We start from the raw sequence: 16,439 nt of genomic DNA, 5'->3' as shown, positions 1-16,439 counted from the left end.
CGTTCTTATGGAAGGCCAGGTTTTGTAGAGACAGGGCAATGCCCTGTCTCTACAGTCTGTACATTCAAAGTTATTTGCATATTTACAGAACCCTAATTATTTATTATTTATCATTTCCCATCCTTACGGGCAAACATCGCATTGTTTTCATTCCCTCCAGATTTCAAATAAGCTATCAAATCTCTTAATTCTTCCTCATTCAAACCATTGATAAGACCCGGAAGCATCACAGATACTGATGAATACTTACTTGAAGCTACATCTTTTTTCGCTAATTTCATCAATATATCAGGCGCGTAAGGGTTCTGTGAGACGTAGTAGAAATTATTATCCTCATTAGCCAGACGACCTACTACTGAATCTCCGTTTTTCAGAATAAACTGGGTTGCCGCATATTGGTCTGATACCGCCTTGCTTGGGTCAATAATAGCATCTAAAATATCTTTTGTAGAGAAACGAGTACCTAACTGGGTTAAATCAGGGCCAACATTACCGCCCTCACCACGCATACTATGGCAACGGCTACAAGTAATGGCATTGTACATATCTTTACCCTGTTGGAAATTACGATTGGTCAGACCTTTTTCTACTGTTTCTACTGCCACATCTAATTTCCAGTTTTTGCCTGGGCCTTTCGGGTAATTCTGCACCACCAGATCATTACCTGATTTAGACATCAAGTCTGCACCTGATAATTTTTCGTAATAAGTTACTTTGTCTTTAGGCACATTAGCTAAGGCTAATTTTCTGGCTCTGTCAATAAAACCAATATAACTATTACCTCCACGGAAGTTCAGTGCATTACGGAACCATTTGAAGTATTTATCCTGCAATTGAGGGGTCCAACCAGTTTTGGCAGAGCTTAGCACAGTTGCAAAATAAATCTGCTGCGCAGGAGGCATTTTTTCTAACATTTTGGCAATATCTAATCCATATTGCGGATTGCGCATAATCAGGTCGGCAGAAGAAGTAGCTGTTTGTCCACCTGCTATTACACCTGGTGCTTCTTTTTTATCTAATAAGGCTACTGTTTTTGATACAATCCCCGGTGCTTCCAGATATACCAGAATTCTGCTTAATAATTTATTTATCTCATCATCAGATGAAGGGAAAAGCGGATTTAGATAAGCTACAAGTTTAGGTTTTATTGCAGCCGTTGGTTGCCCCATTCTTGAAAATGTCAACTCAAAAGCACGTAACAAATCTATTTTCTGTGAAACCGATAAAGTAGCATAGTTAACACTCAACAAAGATTTCAATATGCTTTCACTCTGTTCAGGTTTTCCTTGACGAGCCAGAGCAATCATCGCATTGATGATAGTAATCGGCTCTTTTTCTGCCAGGGCTTTGGCCTGCCATTCTGCCACTGGTTGATGCTCTACAGCTATTCTTGCCGCATAGCGAACGAGTCTGTCGGGATGTTTTAAATTCGGCCATGCTTTATCAATTGCCATTGCATTCGGTTCGCCATGGAATGCCTCCAACTCTCGTCTTAAAGTATTTTCTTTAGTTGGCGCTGTCGCTACTGATACATCAGTGCTTTCTGAACCATTATAATATACTCTGTAAAGGTCTGAATCTAACCTTCGCCCACCTGTCAGGAAGTATAAAGCTCCATCAGGGCCAATGGCTCCATCGGTCAAAGGCAAAGGCATACCTGATAAAAACTCCTCTCTGTCAGCAGAATACGTCGAGCCACTCGGTTTCAGATGAAGTGCGTGAACAATTCCGAAGCTCCAGTCAAATGCCAGAAGGGTATTCTTATATTTTGCAGGAAATTTCGCATCATTTGTATAAAGCAAATTGGTAGGTGAGCCTTGTCCGATATTAATAATCGGTGGAAGGTTATCAGGCAAAGTAGGCGACCATTTTCCTGAGCCTGTTCTCCAACCGAATTCACTACCACTGGTAGCATGACAGATACGTGTCGGGCGATACCAAGGCATACCGAAGTCCCATTCCATATCGGCATCATATACAAATAAATCACCTACATCATTATAAGCCATATCGAACGCGTTTCTGTATCCGGCACTTATTAATTCCCAGTGTTTACCGTCAGGGTCAACATTGGCAATCCATCCGCCTGGTTCTTTACGGTCATTGGCATGGCCTCTCGGGTCTTTTATCAGAGGAAATAACTGGTCATATTGCCAATTTGAAGGAAGTCTGTAATCATCCATTTCAGGGGCATCTGTATGATTACCCGATATTACCATCAAAGATTTTTTATCAAAAGAAAGAATGATGCTGTGAGGGCCATGTTCTCCATCACCTTTCAACTCTTTCATTAAAGTTAGTTTATCATATTGGTCGTCACCGTTAGTATCCTGCAATCGATATAATCCGCTTTTTCTTGGAAGTTTTTTGCTTCCAAAATTGTTCACCATGACATACAAACTATTAAAAGCATAAAGTAAGCCATGGGCAGTGCCAAGCACAGTAGTATCGCCCTCTACTGTTAATTTCTCTACTTTCGGAGTAGTGCCCTGGCCGATGGCTGGAATAGTGAGGCGATACAGACCACCGTACTGGTCTGAAGCAATCATACGTCCTTTGTCGTCAAAAGCCATTGATACCCATGAACCCTGTTCGTTTTCTGATGGGCTGTAGAGATGTTCTGCCTTAAAACCGGGTTGTAGTTTCAGCTTGGCAATTTTAGGGTTCTCCTCCGCAGTAGCCTGATTCTTTTCCAGACTTGTGTAAGAAGCCACAAACAGAAATATCCCGGTAACAATCACAAGGAGTTTCACTGTGTTGGGTTGAGTGTTCATAGTTTATTTTTTAGGATTGAATTTCAGGTTAAAAATCAACCCCATCTCAAATCTCTTCCCCAACAATGGGGAAGAGACTTTTAATCCCCTCCCCACTGTTGGGGAGGGCTAGGGAGGGGTTTTATAAATCTAACTCTTTTCTATTAAAAACACTTTCAGGTTGAGGTGATTTTCCTGATAAGATGGCCAATAGATTTTTTACCGTCGACACACACATATTTTTGTAAGTAGTGGCGGTAAGGCTTCCTACATGCGCAGTAATAATGGTCTTCGGATGGCTTAATAATGGCTCATCCCGTGCTGGTGGCTCTACTACTAATACATCAGCCCCAAATCCGCCGATTACTCCATTATTCAGTGCCTCTACTAAAGCTTTCTGGTCTACTAAGGCCCCTCTGGCAGTGTTAATCAGAATCGCATGCCGTTTCATCATGGCCAGTTCTTTTTCGCCTATCAGGTTTTTAGTATCTTCAAATAACGGCAAATGCAAAGTAATAATATCCGATACTTTCAAAACCTCTTCCAAAGACAAACCCTGATATTCTGATTGTACCGGGAATTTATCCCAATACACCACATTCATACTAAAAGCATCACCTAATTTAGCTACCCGTTTACCGATATTACCCATGCCTAAAACTCCCAGAGTTTTCCCATGCAACTCGTCGCCCACAAACTGGTTTCTCCATTCCCAGTTACCGGCTTTTACCTGTCTTGCTGATTCATACAAATTGCGTTGCAACATCAGCATGAGCGTAATCGCGTGTTCTGCTATGGTACTTGAATTTGAACCGGGCGCATTTACTACTTTGATTCTGCGGGCTGTTGCTTCTTTCACGTCTACATTATCGAGCCCTACACCACAGCGGGCAATTACTTGTAAATCAGGACAAGCCTCCATCAAATGCTTGTTCCCCTGCCCTTTTCCTCTGGTAATTACTCCATCAATAGAGTTTTCTTGTAGAATAGTAACTAAAGATGTATCTCCGTAAGCGGTAAAGATTTCTATTTCTCCTGCCAAAGCAGCATTATTGAGTAAATCCATTGCTTCATCAGCAACGGTTTCTAAAAGCAATACGTTTTTTTTCATGTTCTGTCGTGATATAAAGTCGCATCAGCTGATTTATATCCTCTGAAATCATTACGTCCTGACACATAAATACCTGCTTTGAATAGCTCTTCGTCTTCAAAAATCTTCGGGTCAATATCACTACCCGGTGCTGAGGATATTTCAACCAGATTGCCAGATGGATCGCGCACAAACATCTGCATCGCACCATCAGGTAATTGACGTACTTTACCCCAAGGCAGAATATCAATTACTCCTAACTCTTTCATGCGGTAGAAAATAGTATTGAAATCATCTACCTGCACACATACGTGCCCTCTGAACGAATAGGTATCGTCCCACTCAGTCAGGTGCAGTTGTTGCTCTTCATTGAATTTAAAAAAGGCCGTCGGGTAATCGAACAAAAAAGCTGGTAAAGGCTCTAAGCCCATTTCTTTTTCGTAAAATTCGCAAGCTTTTTCAAGGTTGCTTACTACCAGTGCTACGTGGTTTATTTTTACTGCTTTTGCCATTGTTTTATATAGTTTATTCATTTTGCCACGATGTACACAATGTACAAGATTTGCACTAATGAATTGTCAGGGTATCAAATTAAACTGTCTGTTTAAATTCCTTTACAAAATCCCAGTTGGGAGTCAAGCCTAAGCCCGGAGCAGTCGGGGCATCGATCATCCCATCAATGGCTTGTATTTTTTCCTGTACAAGGTCATACATCATTGGGTTACCGCCTAATGAAAACTCAATAATAGTAGCTGCAGGGGCTGCAAAGGCCACATTCACACCTGCCATGAAAGAGAATGCCGAGCCCCAGCAATGCGGAGCCAACTCCAACTGGTGGGTATGGGCTAAATGTGCTACACGCATAGCTTCTGTGATACCACCGATAATAGCCGAATCAGGTTGAACTACGTCTAAGGCACGTACTTCAATCAAATCACGTACATCAAAGGCGGTATATTCACTTTCACCTGCCGCAATCGGAATAGCCGTTGATGCTCGTACTTCGGCAGTACCATGACGGTTATCCGGACTGATGGGCTCTTCAAACCAATACAGATTACAATCTTCTACTCCTCTGCAAAACTGTTTTGCTTCTGGAACACTGAAAGTACCATGTGCGTCGGTCATTAATTTAATATTTTCACCTAATGCTTCTCTGGCAGCTCTTACACGTCTGATACTCTCCTGCACGGTTTCGTCCATTACCCCCACACGCATCTTTACTCCCTGAAAACCTTTTGAAACATATCCCAACAATTGCTCACCTATTTTATCAGTTCCTGCCCAGCCACCACTCGCATAAGCTGGCATTTTTTCTCTGCATGCGCCCCCTAACAATTCTACCACAGGTACGCCTAAGGCTTTCCCTTTTAAGTCCCAAAGGGCTGTATCAACGCCACTCATGGCCGAGATAGTTAGACCTCTTCTGCCTAATATCGGGAACTTGCGGCCTCTTTTCAAGGCATAGTGGTCGCGGGTTCCGTTATAGATATGTTCCCATATACGGGTAATATGGCGAGCATCTTTGCCTACCAGCAAAGGCTTTATTTCTTTTTCTACACAAGTAACAATAGAGGCACAAACGCCCGAAGACCCTACGGCTGCTTTTGCTTCGCCAAATCCCTGTAAACCTGTGTCGGTGGTTATGACAACCAGCGTCATATCAAAGTCAGTCAAAAGACCATAATCTGAAAAGTGTTGTTTTTCTTTAGGAATAGGGCATCGAAGCCAGAAGGCTTCTACGTTGGTAATTTTCATTTATAAAATATTAAATAGGTTGGTGGCTGTTAATGATTAGCCGTTTTAGGATATAAATACATAGGCAAAAGGTGAGCTGGAAGCTCGCTCTACAGATTATAAAAGCGGTCTTAGTGTTTCGATAGACTTTCTGGTAAGCATCGAGTAGAACTCCTCTGTAACCGAAGAACTGCCATGGTCTTCCAGGAATTTCTTTTGTTCAGGACTTAAACCTTCAGGCTCTAAATCTATTGAATTAGGATATGGATTTGCAGGGGTTCTGTCTAAAGGAGAGCAAAATTCTACTGATAGTACTTGGTCGTACTCAATTTCACGAAGGGTTTCAATAATTTTAGGCCAATTGATAGTACCCATGCCCGGAGCCATACGATTACTATCAGCTACGTGAAAACCTACCAGACGATCTTTTGCACGCCGGATAGCATCATAAGTATTATCTTCTTCAATATTCATGTGGAAAGTATCAAGACACACCCCACATTTAGGGCCAACGGCTTCGGCTAGTGCCAAGGCTTGGTCGCCTCTATTGATAAAGTAGGTTTCAAAACGGTTAATTGGTTCAATACCTATTAAGATACCCACGCTTTCGGCATATTCATATACTTGTTTCATGCCCTCAACTGCCCAATCCCATTCTTCATCCGGTCTGCCATCAGGTATAATTTTTCCTACAGTTCCCGGTACTACTGACACCATTTGTCCGTCGAGTTCCTTAACCATTGTCACCACATCTTTTATGTATTGTACTGATTTTGCTCTTTGGGCTTTGTCTTTGGCGAGTAGATTTCTGTCTTCCAGCATCAGGGTTACCGAGCCCCAACAGGTCAGTCCGTGGTCTTTTAGTAGTTTACTTACTTTTTTTGTATCATACGCCTCAGGGCTTCCCTGAATTTCCAGTTTGTCGTAGCCCAATCCGGCGATTCGTTTAATAGTAGTCTCTACGGACTCTGCCCGCATCCAGTTGTGAATCGAAATTTCCATTCTAAAGGTTATAAGTGTTGAATAAATGCGCGAACATTAGGGTAAAATGCTCTATGGCAAAAATAACAGTAATTGTTTATTTTCTTTGGTTTTAGCAAGATATTATTTGCTCTTTGCACCCATCGAAAAAACAATATATATCTTTATTAATACTGTTTCAAAGCAATTTAATACCTCTCTTAGTGATTTTTTATATATTGAATTCGTTTAAGATTATCTCCTTATTGAAATAGATAATTTTGTTTCATGTATCACTTAATTAAAAATATATCCAATGGATTACTATAGGGTGCTTGATAAATTATCAATAAAGAACAGATGGTTTTTAGGTAAAATTTACTCAAAAAATAAAAAGGCAAATGTCTATGATTACTGTACTGTTCATAATAAGATTTTAAAGGAAAAGATCATAGTTGATATTTCTCATAAGGGCGATGCTTTAGATTTTACTATGTCATTTTTTGATGTTCCGATTATTAATGAACGCACCGCACAATTGTTCTCTTTGGATGAGGTAGAGTTGATACCAGTAAAGGTGAATGATAGTAATGAAAATTATTTTGTTTTATTAATCAGACAGGAAGTAGATTGCGTAGATGAGGAAAAATCTGGCTTTAATCTTTGGGAGCCCAATAATAAAATCAGACCAGATTTAGCAGGCAAATACAAATCATTCTATAAAATGGTGCTTGACCCTAAAAAAACTAACGGAATTCGCATTTTCAGAATTAAAGATTACTCCATTGTTTTAGTTGTGGATAAGGACATTAAGAAAAAACTTCAACAAGCTAAAGTGAGTGGAATTGAATTCAAAAAACTTACTTAAGAGAAGCGAACAAAGAAGATTTAGAGAAGACAAAAACGATTACTGCGTAATAATAGCCTCATTAACAATCTCATGAATCCTTTTACGGATTTTCAGCGTATTAATTTTATTATTGGTAGAAATCGGATATACTCTATTGGAAAGAAAAATAAAAATCAGTTCACGGTCTGGGTCTACCCATACGACTGTTCCGGTAAAGCCCGAATGCCCAAAAGTATTGTCAGAAGCTGTTGAACCAACAATGGGGCTATCTTTCGAACCTGGCTTATCCCAACCTAAACCCCGGTGGCTTTTCTGGGTATAATTCCTGGCAAAATGCCTGACAGTTTCAGGAAATAAGAAATTCCGTCCGCCATAAAAACCATTCTGCAGATTCATCTGAAATAACTTCACTAAATCGGTGGCATTGCTGAATAATCCGGCGTGGCCGGAGACTCCCCCAATCAATGCTGCGTTAGGGTCATGTACTGTTCCTTGTATCTGTGAGGCCCTGAAAACAGCCTCATTTTCGGTAGGGGCAATACTGTTTTTAGGAAATCTTTGTAAAGGGTTAAATAAAGTAGCTGACATACCCAGAGGTTCGTAGAGATTTTGCTCTAAAAACTCATCTATGGGTTGATTCGTGACTCGCTCTACCAGTTTTTGCAGAATCATCAGTCCTAAGTCGCTATAAGTGAAGCGATAACCGCCCAACCTGTCGTAAATATTTAATAACTTAGACTGAATCACCCAATGCCAGACAGAATCTCTGATGCCTGGCCTGATATATAAGTTAGTTGCCACTTGTAAGTTGGGAGACAGGCTATCGTAAGCAAAACTATAATAATCATTTCTTAAGGTATTACCGATTTTAGTTTTCTCCCAGAATGGCACAAAAGCTACCAGACCAGCCTGATGCATCAGGATATCAGAAATCAGCATATTTTCTTTATTGGAGCCTTTCATTTCGGGTAAATAGTTTGAAATTTTTTCATTCATATCTATTTCTCCCCGCTCATTCAGCATCATTACCCCCTGCAAGGTTGCTGTAACTTTGGTCATGGAAGCGATGTCGTACAAGGTCTGATCGTTTACAGGCTCATACACCCCATAGCGAAGCGTACCAAAACTACGATTATATACTACTTTACCCTGACGTGCCACTAAAACCTGGCAACCCGGAAAAGCCCTGTTGTCAATACCTTGTTGTACTACCTGCTCAATTTCATCTAACTTCTGGCTATTCATACCCACACTTTCTGCATTGCCAAACGATACTCTGCCCAACTTAGGCGTCAGAATCCCATTGCCAACTTTTAAATCATTATCTACCGAAACAGGCAAACGGCCTTTGGCTGGCAAAGCCCCGAATAGCACCTGGGGCACTACTTTATGCGAGATAGGATCATCTTCATAACCACATACTAAATTGCGTGATGCGCCATATAATTTTAAGCCATATGGGTTACCAAAGGCACATACTACCACATTCGTTCTCTGGCTTAACTGATTGATAAAATCGACAGTGGCGGGTGATACTCCATAATTTCTTTCGCCTTTGCTATTCATGCCATGCACACTCACTACCACTACCTTATATTTAGCGGCTTCGTCTAATACCCAGGCTACGTCTTTATCCGAACTTGGCTTGAATGGTACTGTAAAGTGTTTAAAACTGGCATACTGGCTCAGAGACTTCTGAAATTCATTTTCGTACTCACTACTGATAGCTACTGAGGCAAAAGTGGTAGTATCTAAATGGATAAAGGGCAGAAGATTATCCTGATTCCGAACGATGGTAACAGCTTGTTCAAACAGTTCAGCTTTGAGATCAATGGATTTTTTACTATTTAAATCACGACCTAAGCCAGGGAGTTCAATTGGTTTATAATTACTTAAACCTGCCCAGTATTTGGCTTTAAGTATTTTCTTTACACGAGCATTTAGTATCTGTTCCGAAATCTGTCCTGTTTCTACCGCCTGTTTTATTTTTTTAAATGCCGCAGGCAAATTACCTGTTTGCAAAAGCACATCGTTTCCGGCCATAAATGCTAAAAACTCAGGTTCTCCCGGTTGTAATCCCTGTGTAATACCTCTCATATTCAGCGCATCAGTTACAGTCAATCCCTTAAAGCCCATTTGGTTTTTAATCATTTCTGTAACAATCCTTTCAGAAATCGAGGTAGGTGTATTTCCGCGTGGTTCTAAAGCAGGCACATATAAATGACCTGTCATAACAGTAGCCACACTATCGGCAATGAGGCGACGGAAAGGGTATAACTCCACTTCATTTAATCTTTGCAGAGTGTGATTTACCACAGGTAGGGTACGGTGAGAGTCCTGGTCGGTATCGCCATGACCCGGAAAATGCTTGGCACTACCTAAAATATTGTATTTTTTCATGCCCCGCACATAGGCCAACCCCTTTTCCGCCACATTTATCTGTGACTCTCCGAATGAACGATAATTAATAATCGGATTGTCGGGATTGGTATTGACATCTATAGAGGGTGCAAAGTTGATGTGGATACCTAACCGCTTGCATTGGCGGCCTATCTCCTGACCGAATTTTTCGACATAACTATTATCCTGAATAGCCCCCAAAGTAATCTGCTTCGGGAAATCAATGGCACTATCGAGCCGCATACCCAGGCCCCATTCGGCATCGATGCCTATCATAAGCGGGATTCGGGAAATCTGCTGATAACGGTTGGTGAGTTTTGCCTGCCGATAAGGCCCTCCCTGAAAGAAAATGATACCCCCTATGTGGTAGGTAGCAATATTGTTCTCAACCTGCTGATAGTATTTTTCTGTACGGTTAGAATAAGTTGCTACCATGAACAACTGACCCACTTTTTCGTCCAGAGACATAGTAGCAAGCAGGCTGTCGGCCCACTTTTCCTGTTGAGTCTGGTAGTCTGAAGGTGTAGGGGATAAAATAAATGAACTGAAAACTGTAACTAAGCTTAAAGCAAAAGCCCCCGTAAAAATAATCTTCCTCACAAGCACGATTCCTGAAATTTTAAACATTAACGCCAAATAGAGGCTTTTATTTTTGACAAAGAGCCTGTTTGAACAGGCTCTTAAGTAAAGTTATCATCAGAATTGAAATCCTTATAACCGTATAGGGGTATTTTAATTTTTTTTTAATCCATTTCTACCACAACTCCGGCAGTGAGTGGATGCGAAACACAGGTAAGAATATAGCCTTGGGCAATTTCCTTATCTGTGAGGCCCTCTTCTTCGTCCATTTTTACCTTGCCCTCAATACATTTTCCCATACAGGCCGTACACATACCTGCCTGACACGAATAAGGCAAGTCTATATCTAAATCTAAGGCTGCTTCAAGGATACTCTGGTGGGGTTTCACTTCAAACTCGTATTCATCACCATCATAAATAACTTTCACCATCTGAGTTTTGAGCGAATTATCCGTTTCTTCTACATGAATCTCATCAAGCATCGGGGCATGGAAATTCTCCCGATGAATCTGACTTTTCGATACATCATAGATATTCAATCCTTTAATCACATCTTCCATCATTGCCTCAGGGCCGCAGAGAAAAAATTCATCTCTTGTAAAATCAGTATAGGAGTCTTTCATGAAACGAATACTGATACCCTGGCTGATACGACCAACCTGCCCTACCCAATAATCAGACGGGCGTGAAAGAATATGATGTACTTTTAGCCGCTCACGGTATTTGTACTCTAATTCTTCAATCTTATCTTTAAAAATGATCCCCCCCTCTATCCGGTTTCCATAAATTAAGGTAACTCTTGACTCCGGTTCCATTTTCAGGATAGATTTCATGATTGACATCATGGGAGTAATCCCGCTTCCGGCAGCAAAAAGCACTAAATGACGTGAGTTTTCAGCCTCAGGCTCCACATAGAAATTACCCAATGGCTCTATCACTTCTAAAAAATCACCTATCTTTACTCTATCGTTCAGGTAGTTTGAAACCATTCCGCCTGATACACGTTTTACAGTAATGCCGATAGCCGTATCAGTGTGAGGCGAGGTTGACATAGAATAGCTTCTGCGTACTTTTTTCCCATCAATCGGTACTATTACCGTAATAAATTGACCTGCTTTATATTTTATCTGCTCACTCAAAGGGTGCCAGAAATAAATCGTTACACAATCTGGTGTTTCTGTGACAACTTCCTTTACCTGAAGAAAATACGTTCTTAATGCCATCTCAATTTATTGAGTGATTTTGTTCTGAACTTTGATTGACCTGATTTTATGATTGCACTGATGTTGGTTTTTACTTATCAGATTATAGCTTTAATTAAATCAAAGAAATCATTCAATCAGCTAAATCACAGTTCAAGACATTAAATCCTCTATTTTTCTATAATTATTTTTTTAACTACTTCTCTTTGTGAAGTGTTCACTTTTATCAGATACTGGCCCCTGGCGAAATAACGGATATCTACTACCTCTTGCTGATAACCACCGGTTGCTTTGAGTTTTCGCTCGCCTGCCACTGAGCCTTTCATATCAATCAATGAGATACTTACCGGGTTATTAGCCTGCGCAAAAAACTCTACAATCACTTCATGGCTTGTCGGATTAGGGAAAGTGCGGATGTTTATTTCTCTTTCTACTCCCAATAGATTATTGATGAGCACTGTCGTTTCTGCCGAAGCTGTACAATTATTAATATCTGTAACCACCACACGATAAATACCCCCCATAGATAAGGTAGCATTTGAGATAGTAGGATTCTGTTCGGTAGATACAAAAGAGGCAGGGCCTGTCCAGGCATATTTCACCCCACCCGAACTACTTAGCTTAATAGATTCATTGGTATAATAAGGGCCTGAATTATTAGCAGTGGCGGTTGCTTTATTTACCTGTAATGAAACCTCATTGGAAGCTACACTGTTTTTACACCCTTGTATATTACAAGCAGCGGTAAATGTAGTTGAATTATCTAAAGTAACAGAGATAGCTGTCCCCTCCTGATTATTAGACCATTTGATGATTCCGGCCTCACAGCCTGAACCTGTCAGTTTAAAGGTTTCACCCAAACAGGCTGACATTTTATCGGCTGTAATAATCGGTGCTCCTGCTTCATCTATTTGCACAACTATATAATTAACACTCTCTGTAGCAGGGGAGGTGGAAACTACTTTTATCCGATAAGTTCCATTTTCTAAATTCTGTGGAGTTACTACATTAATTGTCGTTCGGCTATCCTGTCCAATCTGGGTAGCATTTGTGAAATTTCCGTCTTTGTCTGACAATAGCACCTTGAAGGTATTGTCTAAATTGAAAGCCGGGCCACCTCTGAGAAACCTAACTGTGAAAGTTTGTCCGGCACAGAATTTATCAGGTTGAACAGGTGGTATCTCGATCGTAGGTAAATCTTCTAAACCAAACCGGCCGGTTTCCCCAATATAATTGGTATATAAATCAACTGTATAGCCAATGCCATCTCCCTGCTCCTTATTTGCACCCCACAATACAATCACCCCGCCTTTTGGATAAGGGATCAGACGAGCCCCACCATAGAAAGTATAATCTTTAAAAGCGATGCCATCATTTCCGAATCTTTTAGACCCATTATTATCAAAATGTTGAACAGTGAGGTCGTACCCTACTTCTTTAGGTTGAAGCCACAGGGTATAGACCCCGTCTTTACCATCAGACTCTAATTTATTAGGTAATAGATATGGTTTATTTGAACGTGGCGCAAACACTTCATTTTTCCAGAGAATGTTACCACTGGCAGTCAGTTTTGCTATCAGAAAAGGTTGCTGGGGGTTTGCCGTTTCAAGCCAGGTAGCAATACCTCCACCATCAGTTGTCGGTACAATCTGTATATCAAAAGTATGGTCAGAGCCCATATTCACACCATTTGCCCCCCATAACGGATTCCCCTCTGTATCTACTTTATTGGCAATTACAAATTTTCTGCCATCATCAATTGATAAGGTACGACCAATTACGGCATTACCCTCATTATCTACCTTAAATAAATCTATTCGTGAATTACCCAGAAAAGGATTCTGATAAATTACTTTCGGAGTGGCAATAATAGGAGTATTATCTGCATTGAAAGTCTGGAACACATAATCGAACTGATTATGTTTTTGCAAAGTCAGGAATCTACTGTTTTTAGTATCGTAGATAACCTTGTCTTCAATACGGTTATTAACATATAATATTTTTTCTTCTTCTATAGTCTTACCTGTATAGTCTAATTTTTTAGTAAACACCGTATTAACTCCTACATTATTATCATACTGATTAAAAAACACCAATAGCTGATTGTTTTTCAGGTCAACTATATCAAAAATATCATCATAAGGTTGCAAGGTCACCAATTCCCGGTCTGTTACTTTCAGACCCTCATCTCCCCACAAAAGGTTACCATCTCTTGAGATATGCTGGGCATAAAACAGTCGTCTGCTTTGGTTATTGACATCCGGCAATAAATGCCAGCCAATAAAAGCTCCTCCCTCTCCGTCGGGTCTGATAACTCTTTGTGAGTAAATAACAGCATATTTATCTAATACTCTTCCGATCCTTACGCCATTTTTTTGCCACTGAGCCACTCCTCTGCTATTAAACTTCTGCACATAAATCTCAAGCATATCCGTTCGGTAGTCAGTCCATATATAATAGCTATTGGCCTCTTCATCTGTGGCATATAACATGGCATCCTGAAAATTGATGGCATCGCATAGTACCACAGGATTTGTATCATTCAGTTTCCATTGTGCCATTGCTGGTTTGAGAAGCACCAGAAAAATAGCAAGGCTAAAGATTTGTTTTAATCTCATTGTTGTTTATGGGAGGTTATAACATGACTCTGAAAATCTTACAAAATTAGCTTCTTCTTGTCAGAAGAACTAATTTTCAATGAGTTAGCAGAAAAAAAATAGAAACAATTGCTTTTTTATCAGGAATTGTCTAATTTTGCAGCCCCAAAATACCACCCTCGTAGCGTAGCCCGTTAGTTCGGGGGGTTTGATAATTTTGAGAAGTAACTGTTTCCGGAGTTGCTATGTGTTGTTTCAACACCTCGAAAATTAACGAAAAAGAGTCATAGTATTTGGTCGTAGTTTTTGGGGGCAATGATTAAATCAACCATGACACAAGCTTTTTTCAAACACATTTAATAATTTAAAATTGTGAAACATTTAAGTTACAAAACGATTTCTGCCAATAGCGGAACCGTAAATAAAGAATGGGTGGTTGTAGATGCTACCGATAAAATTTTGGGTCGTTTGTGCAGCCAGATCGCGAATATCATTCGTGGTAAAAACAAAACAAACTATACGCCTCATGTGGACTGTGGTGATAACGTAATTGTTATCAACGCTGAGAAAATCCGCCTGACCGGAAAGAAAATGACCGACAAAGTTTATACACGCCATACTGGCCACCCTGGTGGACAACGTTTTGCCACTCCGCGTGAGTTAATGGCAAAAGATGGTCGTCGTGTAGTAGAATATGCTGTAAAAGGTATGTTACCAAAAGGCCGTTTAGGTCGTCGTCTGTACACTAATCTATATGTGTATGAAGGACCAAACCACCCACATGCAGCGCAATCGCCAAAAACAATTGAACTGTAATCATCAACGGGTATAATTTATTTTTTTAAGAAAATTTTCAAAAATCCTATATAATAATGCAAGTTATCAACGCAGTAGGTAGAAGAAAAACAGCCGTTGCCCGTATCTATATGAAACAGGGAAATGGAGCAGTTACTGTGAATGGTCGTGAATTAAAGGAGTATTTTCCTTCTGAAATTCTTCAAATCGTATTAAATCAACCATTTACTGCGGTAAATGCCACTGGTCAGTACGATCTTAAAGTAAATGTACAAGGTGGTGGTATTGCCGGACAAGCCGAAGCCGTGCGTATGGCAATTGCCCGCGCATTGGTTGAAGCAAATGGCGAGAACCGTCCTGCATTGAAAAAAGAAGGTTTCTTAACTCGTGACTCTCGTATGGTTGAGCGTAAAAAATACGGTCGCCGTAAAGCTCGTAAGAGATTCCAATTCTCGAAACGTTAATATTTTTTACGAATTACATTCGGTTGTTGCCTCATTCTGTAGCCAACTGCGTGTAATTCGTAAATTGTTTTGTCCAGACAGCACTTACAGTGATGCCGACGTGCTGTGCTGCGTATTTTATTTTTTTCAAACACTTTTTTCATTTTATCAAAAATGGCACAATTACAGTACAAAGACCTTTTAGATGCAGGTGTACACTTTGGTCACCTTACCCGCAAATGGGATCCGAAAATGGCTCCATATATCTTTATGGAGAAAAACGGTATCCACATCATTGACCTTAACAAAACTTTGGCTTGTTTAGACGAAGCTCAGCAAGTAGTAAAAGGAATTGTTCGCTCTGGTCGTAAAATCATGTTTGTTGCTACCAAAAAACAAGCACAGGAAATCGTGGCAGAAGAAGCAAAACGCTTAAAAATGCCTTTCGTAACTGAGCGTTGGTTAGGTGGTATGCTGACAAACTTTGCTACTATCAAGAAATCTTTGAAAAAATTGCAGAATATTGAGCGTATGTTGAAAGACGAAGCAACAGCGGGCAATATGGCAAAACGCGAGCGATTAATGCTTGATCGTGACCGTATCAAATTGGAAAGATTATTGGGTGGTGTTGCTGATTTATCAAGACTTCCGGCTGCTTTATTTGTTGTTGACGTAAAACGTGAACACTTAGCAGTAGCTGAAGCTCACAGATTAGGTATCCCGGTAATCGCTATGTGTGATACTAACTCAAATCCTGAATCAGTTGAGTATCCTATCCCGGCTAATGATGATGCTTACAAATCAGTTGCTTTAGTAACCCTTGCATTAGGAAAAGCAATTGAAGAAGGTATCATGGAGCGTAAAATGGATAAAGATAACGCTGCACTTCAGGAAGAAGAAGATGCTAAACGTGCAGTAGACGAAACTCCGGCAGCAGCTACAACAGTACCAGTTGCTGAAGAAGCACCAGCAGTTGAAGCAAGTGCAGACAAAGAAACAGAAGCATAATTTGCTTTTAATGATACTAAAAACA

Annotated in this window: 12 protein-coding genes; 4 read left to right on the top strand and 8 right to left on the bottom strand. The window is 40.4% G+C overall.

Annotated features, from left to right (window positions below; all coding sequences use genetic code 11):
• Nucleotides 1-110: 110 nt before the first annotated feature.
• The 5 genes from H1R81_RS20875 to H1R81_RS20855 form a co-directional block, all read right to left on the bottom strand.
• A complete protein-coding gene (locus H1R81_RS20875; protein ID WP_181842692.1) occupies nt 111-2,774 on the bottom strand; it encodes a c-type cytochrome in 2,664 nt (887 codons plus the stop codon).
• Nucleotides 2,775-2,895: 121 nt separating this feature from the next.
• Nucleotides 2,896-3,864 (bottom strand): 2-hydroxyacid dehydrogenase, encoded by a 969-nt coding sequence (locus H1R81_RS20870; RefSeq protein WP_181842691.1) that lies wholly within the window; start codon nt 3,862-3,864, stop codon nt 2,896-2,898.
• Nucleotides 3,861-4,355, bottom strand: coding sequence for a VOC family protein (locus H1R81_RS20865; protein ID WP_181842690.1), 495 nt, complete (start codon nt 4,353-4,355; stop codon nt 3,861-3,863). The genes H1R81_RS20870 and H1R81_RS20865 overlap by 4 nt, the downstream gene beginning before the upstream one ends.
• Nucleotides 4,356-4,434: 79 nt before the next feature.
• Nucleotides 4,435-5,601 (bottom strand): mandelate racemase/muconate lactonizing enzyme family protein, encoded by a 1,167-nt coding sequence (locus tag H1R81_RS20860; RefSeq protein WP_181842689.1) that lies wholly within the window; start codon nt 5,599-5,601, stop codon nt 4,435-4,437.
• A gap of 96 nt (nt 5,602-5,697) precedes the next feature.
• On the bottom strand, nt 5,698-6,582 hold the full coding sequence (locus tag H1R81_RS20855) for a sugar phosphate isomerase/epimerase (RefSeq protein ID WP_181842688.1): 885 nt from the start codon (nt 6,580-6,582) through the stop codon (nt 5,698-5,700).
• Between the two features lie 274 nt (nt 6,583-6,856).
• On the opposite strand from H1R81_RS20855, the gene H1R81_RS20850 reads away from it, so the two are divergent.
• A complete protein-coding gene (locus tag H1R81_RS20850; protein WP_181842687.1) occupies nt 6,857-7,408 on the top strand; it encodes an imm11 family protein in 552 nt (183 codons plus the stop codon).
• 39 nt (nt 7,409-7,447) lie between these two features.
• Here the strand turns inward: H1R81_RS20850 and H1R81_RS20845 are convergent, their stop codons facing one another.
• From H1R81_RS20845 to H1R81_RS20835, 3 genes are all read right to left on the bottom strand, one after another.
• Nucleotides 7,448-10,417 carry a glycoside hydrolase family 3 N-terminal domain-containing protein gene (locus H1R81_RS20845; protein ID WP_181842686.1) on the bottom strand — a complete coding sequence of 990 codons (2,970 nt, stop codon included), beginning with the start codon at nt 10,415-10,417 and terminating at the stop codon, nt 7,448-7,450.
• Nucleotides 10,418-10,533: 116 nt separating this feature from the next.
• On the bottom strand, nt 10,534-11,592 hold the full coding sequence (locus H1R81_RS20840) for a ferredoxin--NADP reductase (RefSeq protein ID WP_181842685.1): 1,059 nt from the start codon (nt 11,590-11,592) through the stop codon (nt 10,534-10,536).
• A 149-nt stretch (nt 11,593-11,741) separates the two neighbouring features.
• Nucleotides 11,742-14,189: a T9SS type A sorting domain-containing protein gene (locus H1R81_RS20835; RefSeq protein ID WP_181842684.1), complete on the bottom strand. Its 2,448-nt coding sequence runs from the start codon at nt 14,187-14,189 to the stop codon at nt 11,742-11,744.
• Between the two features lie 351 nt (nt 14,190-14,540).
• Between H1R81_RS20835 and rplM the strand changes: the two genes are divergently transcribed.
• The 3 genes from rplM to rpsB all read left to right on the top strand — a co-directional run bounded on the left by rplM (nt 14,541) and on the right by rpsB (nt 16,414).
• Nucleotides 14,541-14,984 carry a 50S ribosomal protein L13 gene (gene rplM, locus H1R81_RS20830; RefSeq protein ID WP_181842683.1) on the top strand — a complete coding sequence of 148 codons (444 nt, stop codon included), beginning with the start codon at nt 14,541-14,543 and terminating at the stop codon, nt 14,982-14,984.
• Nucleotides 14,985-15,040: 56 nt separating this feature from the next.
• Nucleotides 15,041-15,427, top strand: a complete 387-nt coding sequence (gene rpsI / locus H1R81_RS20825; RefSeq protein ID WP_181842682.1) for a 30S ribosomal protein S9 — start codon at nt 15,041-15,043, stop codon at nt 15,425-15,427.
• A gap of 153 nt (nt 15,428-15,580) precedes the next feature.
• The gene (gene rpsB / locus H1R81_RS20820; protein WP_181842681.1) at nt 15,581-16,414 is read left to right on the top strand and encodes a 30S ribosomal protein S2; all 834 of its coding nucleotides are present in this window, start codon (nt 15,581-15,583) and stop codon (nt 16,412-16,414) included.
• Nucleotides 16,415-16,439: the final 25 nt, after the last annotated feature.

Origin of the sequence: Emticicia sp. BO119 (genome assembly GCF_013912375.1) — a bacterium.
Classification (GTDB): Bacteria; Bacteroidota; Bacteroidia; order Cytophagales; family Spirosomataceae; genus Emticicia.
Note: the sequence above shows the minus strand (reverse complement) of the source record. Positions and strands in the feature narration are given on the sequence as shown.

What these genes read in the sequence shown, in the direction of transcription:
- H1R81_RS20855 (WP_181842688.1), bottom strand. Translation starts at nt 6,582, where the DNA reads ATGGAAATTTCGATTCACAACTGGATGCGGGCAGAGTCCGTAGAGACT.
- H1R81_RS20875 (WP_181842692.1), bottom strand. Translation starts at nt 2,774, where the DNA reads ATGAACACTCAACCCAACACAGTGAAACTCCTTGTGATTGTTACCGGG.
- H1R81_RS20835 (WP_181842684.1), bottom strand. Translation starts at nt 14,189, where the DNA reads ATGAGATTAAAACAAATCTTTAGCCTTGCTATTTTTCTGGTGCTTCTC.
- H1R81_RS20860 (WP_181842689.1), bottom strand. Translation starts at nt 5,601, where the DNA reads ATGAAAATTACCAACGTAGAAGCCTTCTGGCTTCGATGCCCTATTCCT.
- H1R81_RS20850 (WP_181842687.1), top strand. Translation starts at nt 6,857, where the DNA reads ATGGATTACTATAGGGTGCTTGATAAATTATCAATAAAGAACAGATGG.
- H1R81_RS20845 (WP_181842686.1), bottom strand. Translation starts at nt 10,417, where the DNA reads ATGTTTAAAATTTCAGGAATCGTGCTTGTGAGGAAGATTATTTTTACG.
- H1R81_RS20840 (WP_181842685.1), bottom strand. Translation starts at nt 11,592, where the DNA reads ATGGCATTAAGAACGTATTTTCTTCAGGTAAAGGAAGTTGTCACAGAA.
- H1R81_RS20865 (WP_181842690.1), bottom strand. Translation starts at nt 4,355, where the DNA reads ATGGCAAAAGCAGTAAAAATAAACCACGTAGCACTGGTAGTAAGCAAC.
- H1R81_RS20870 (WP_181842691.1), bottom strand. Translation starts at nt 3,864, where the DNA reads ATGAAAAAAAACGTATTGCTTTTAGAAACCGTTGCTGATGAAGCAATG.
- rpsI (WP_181842682.1), top strand. Translation starts at nt 15,041, where the DNA reads ATGCAAGTTATCAACGCAGTAGGTAGAAGAAAAACAGCCGTTGCCCGT.
- rpsB (WP_181842681.1), top strand. Translation starts at nt 15,581, where the DNA reads ATGGCACAATTACAGTACAAAGACCTTTTAGATGCAGGTGTACACTTT.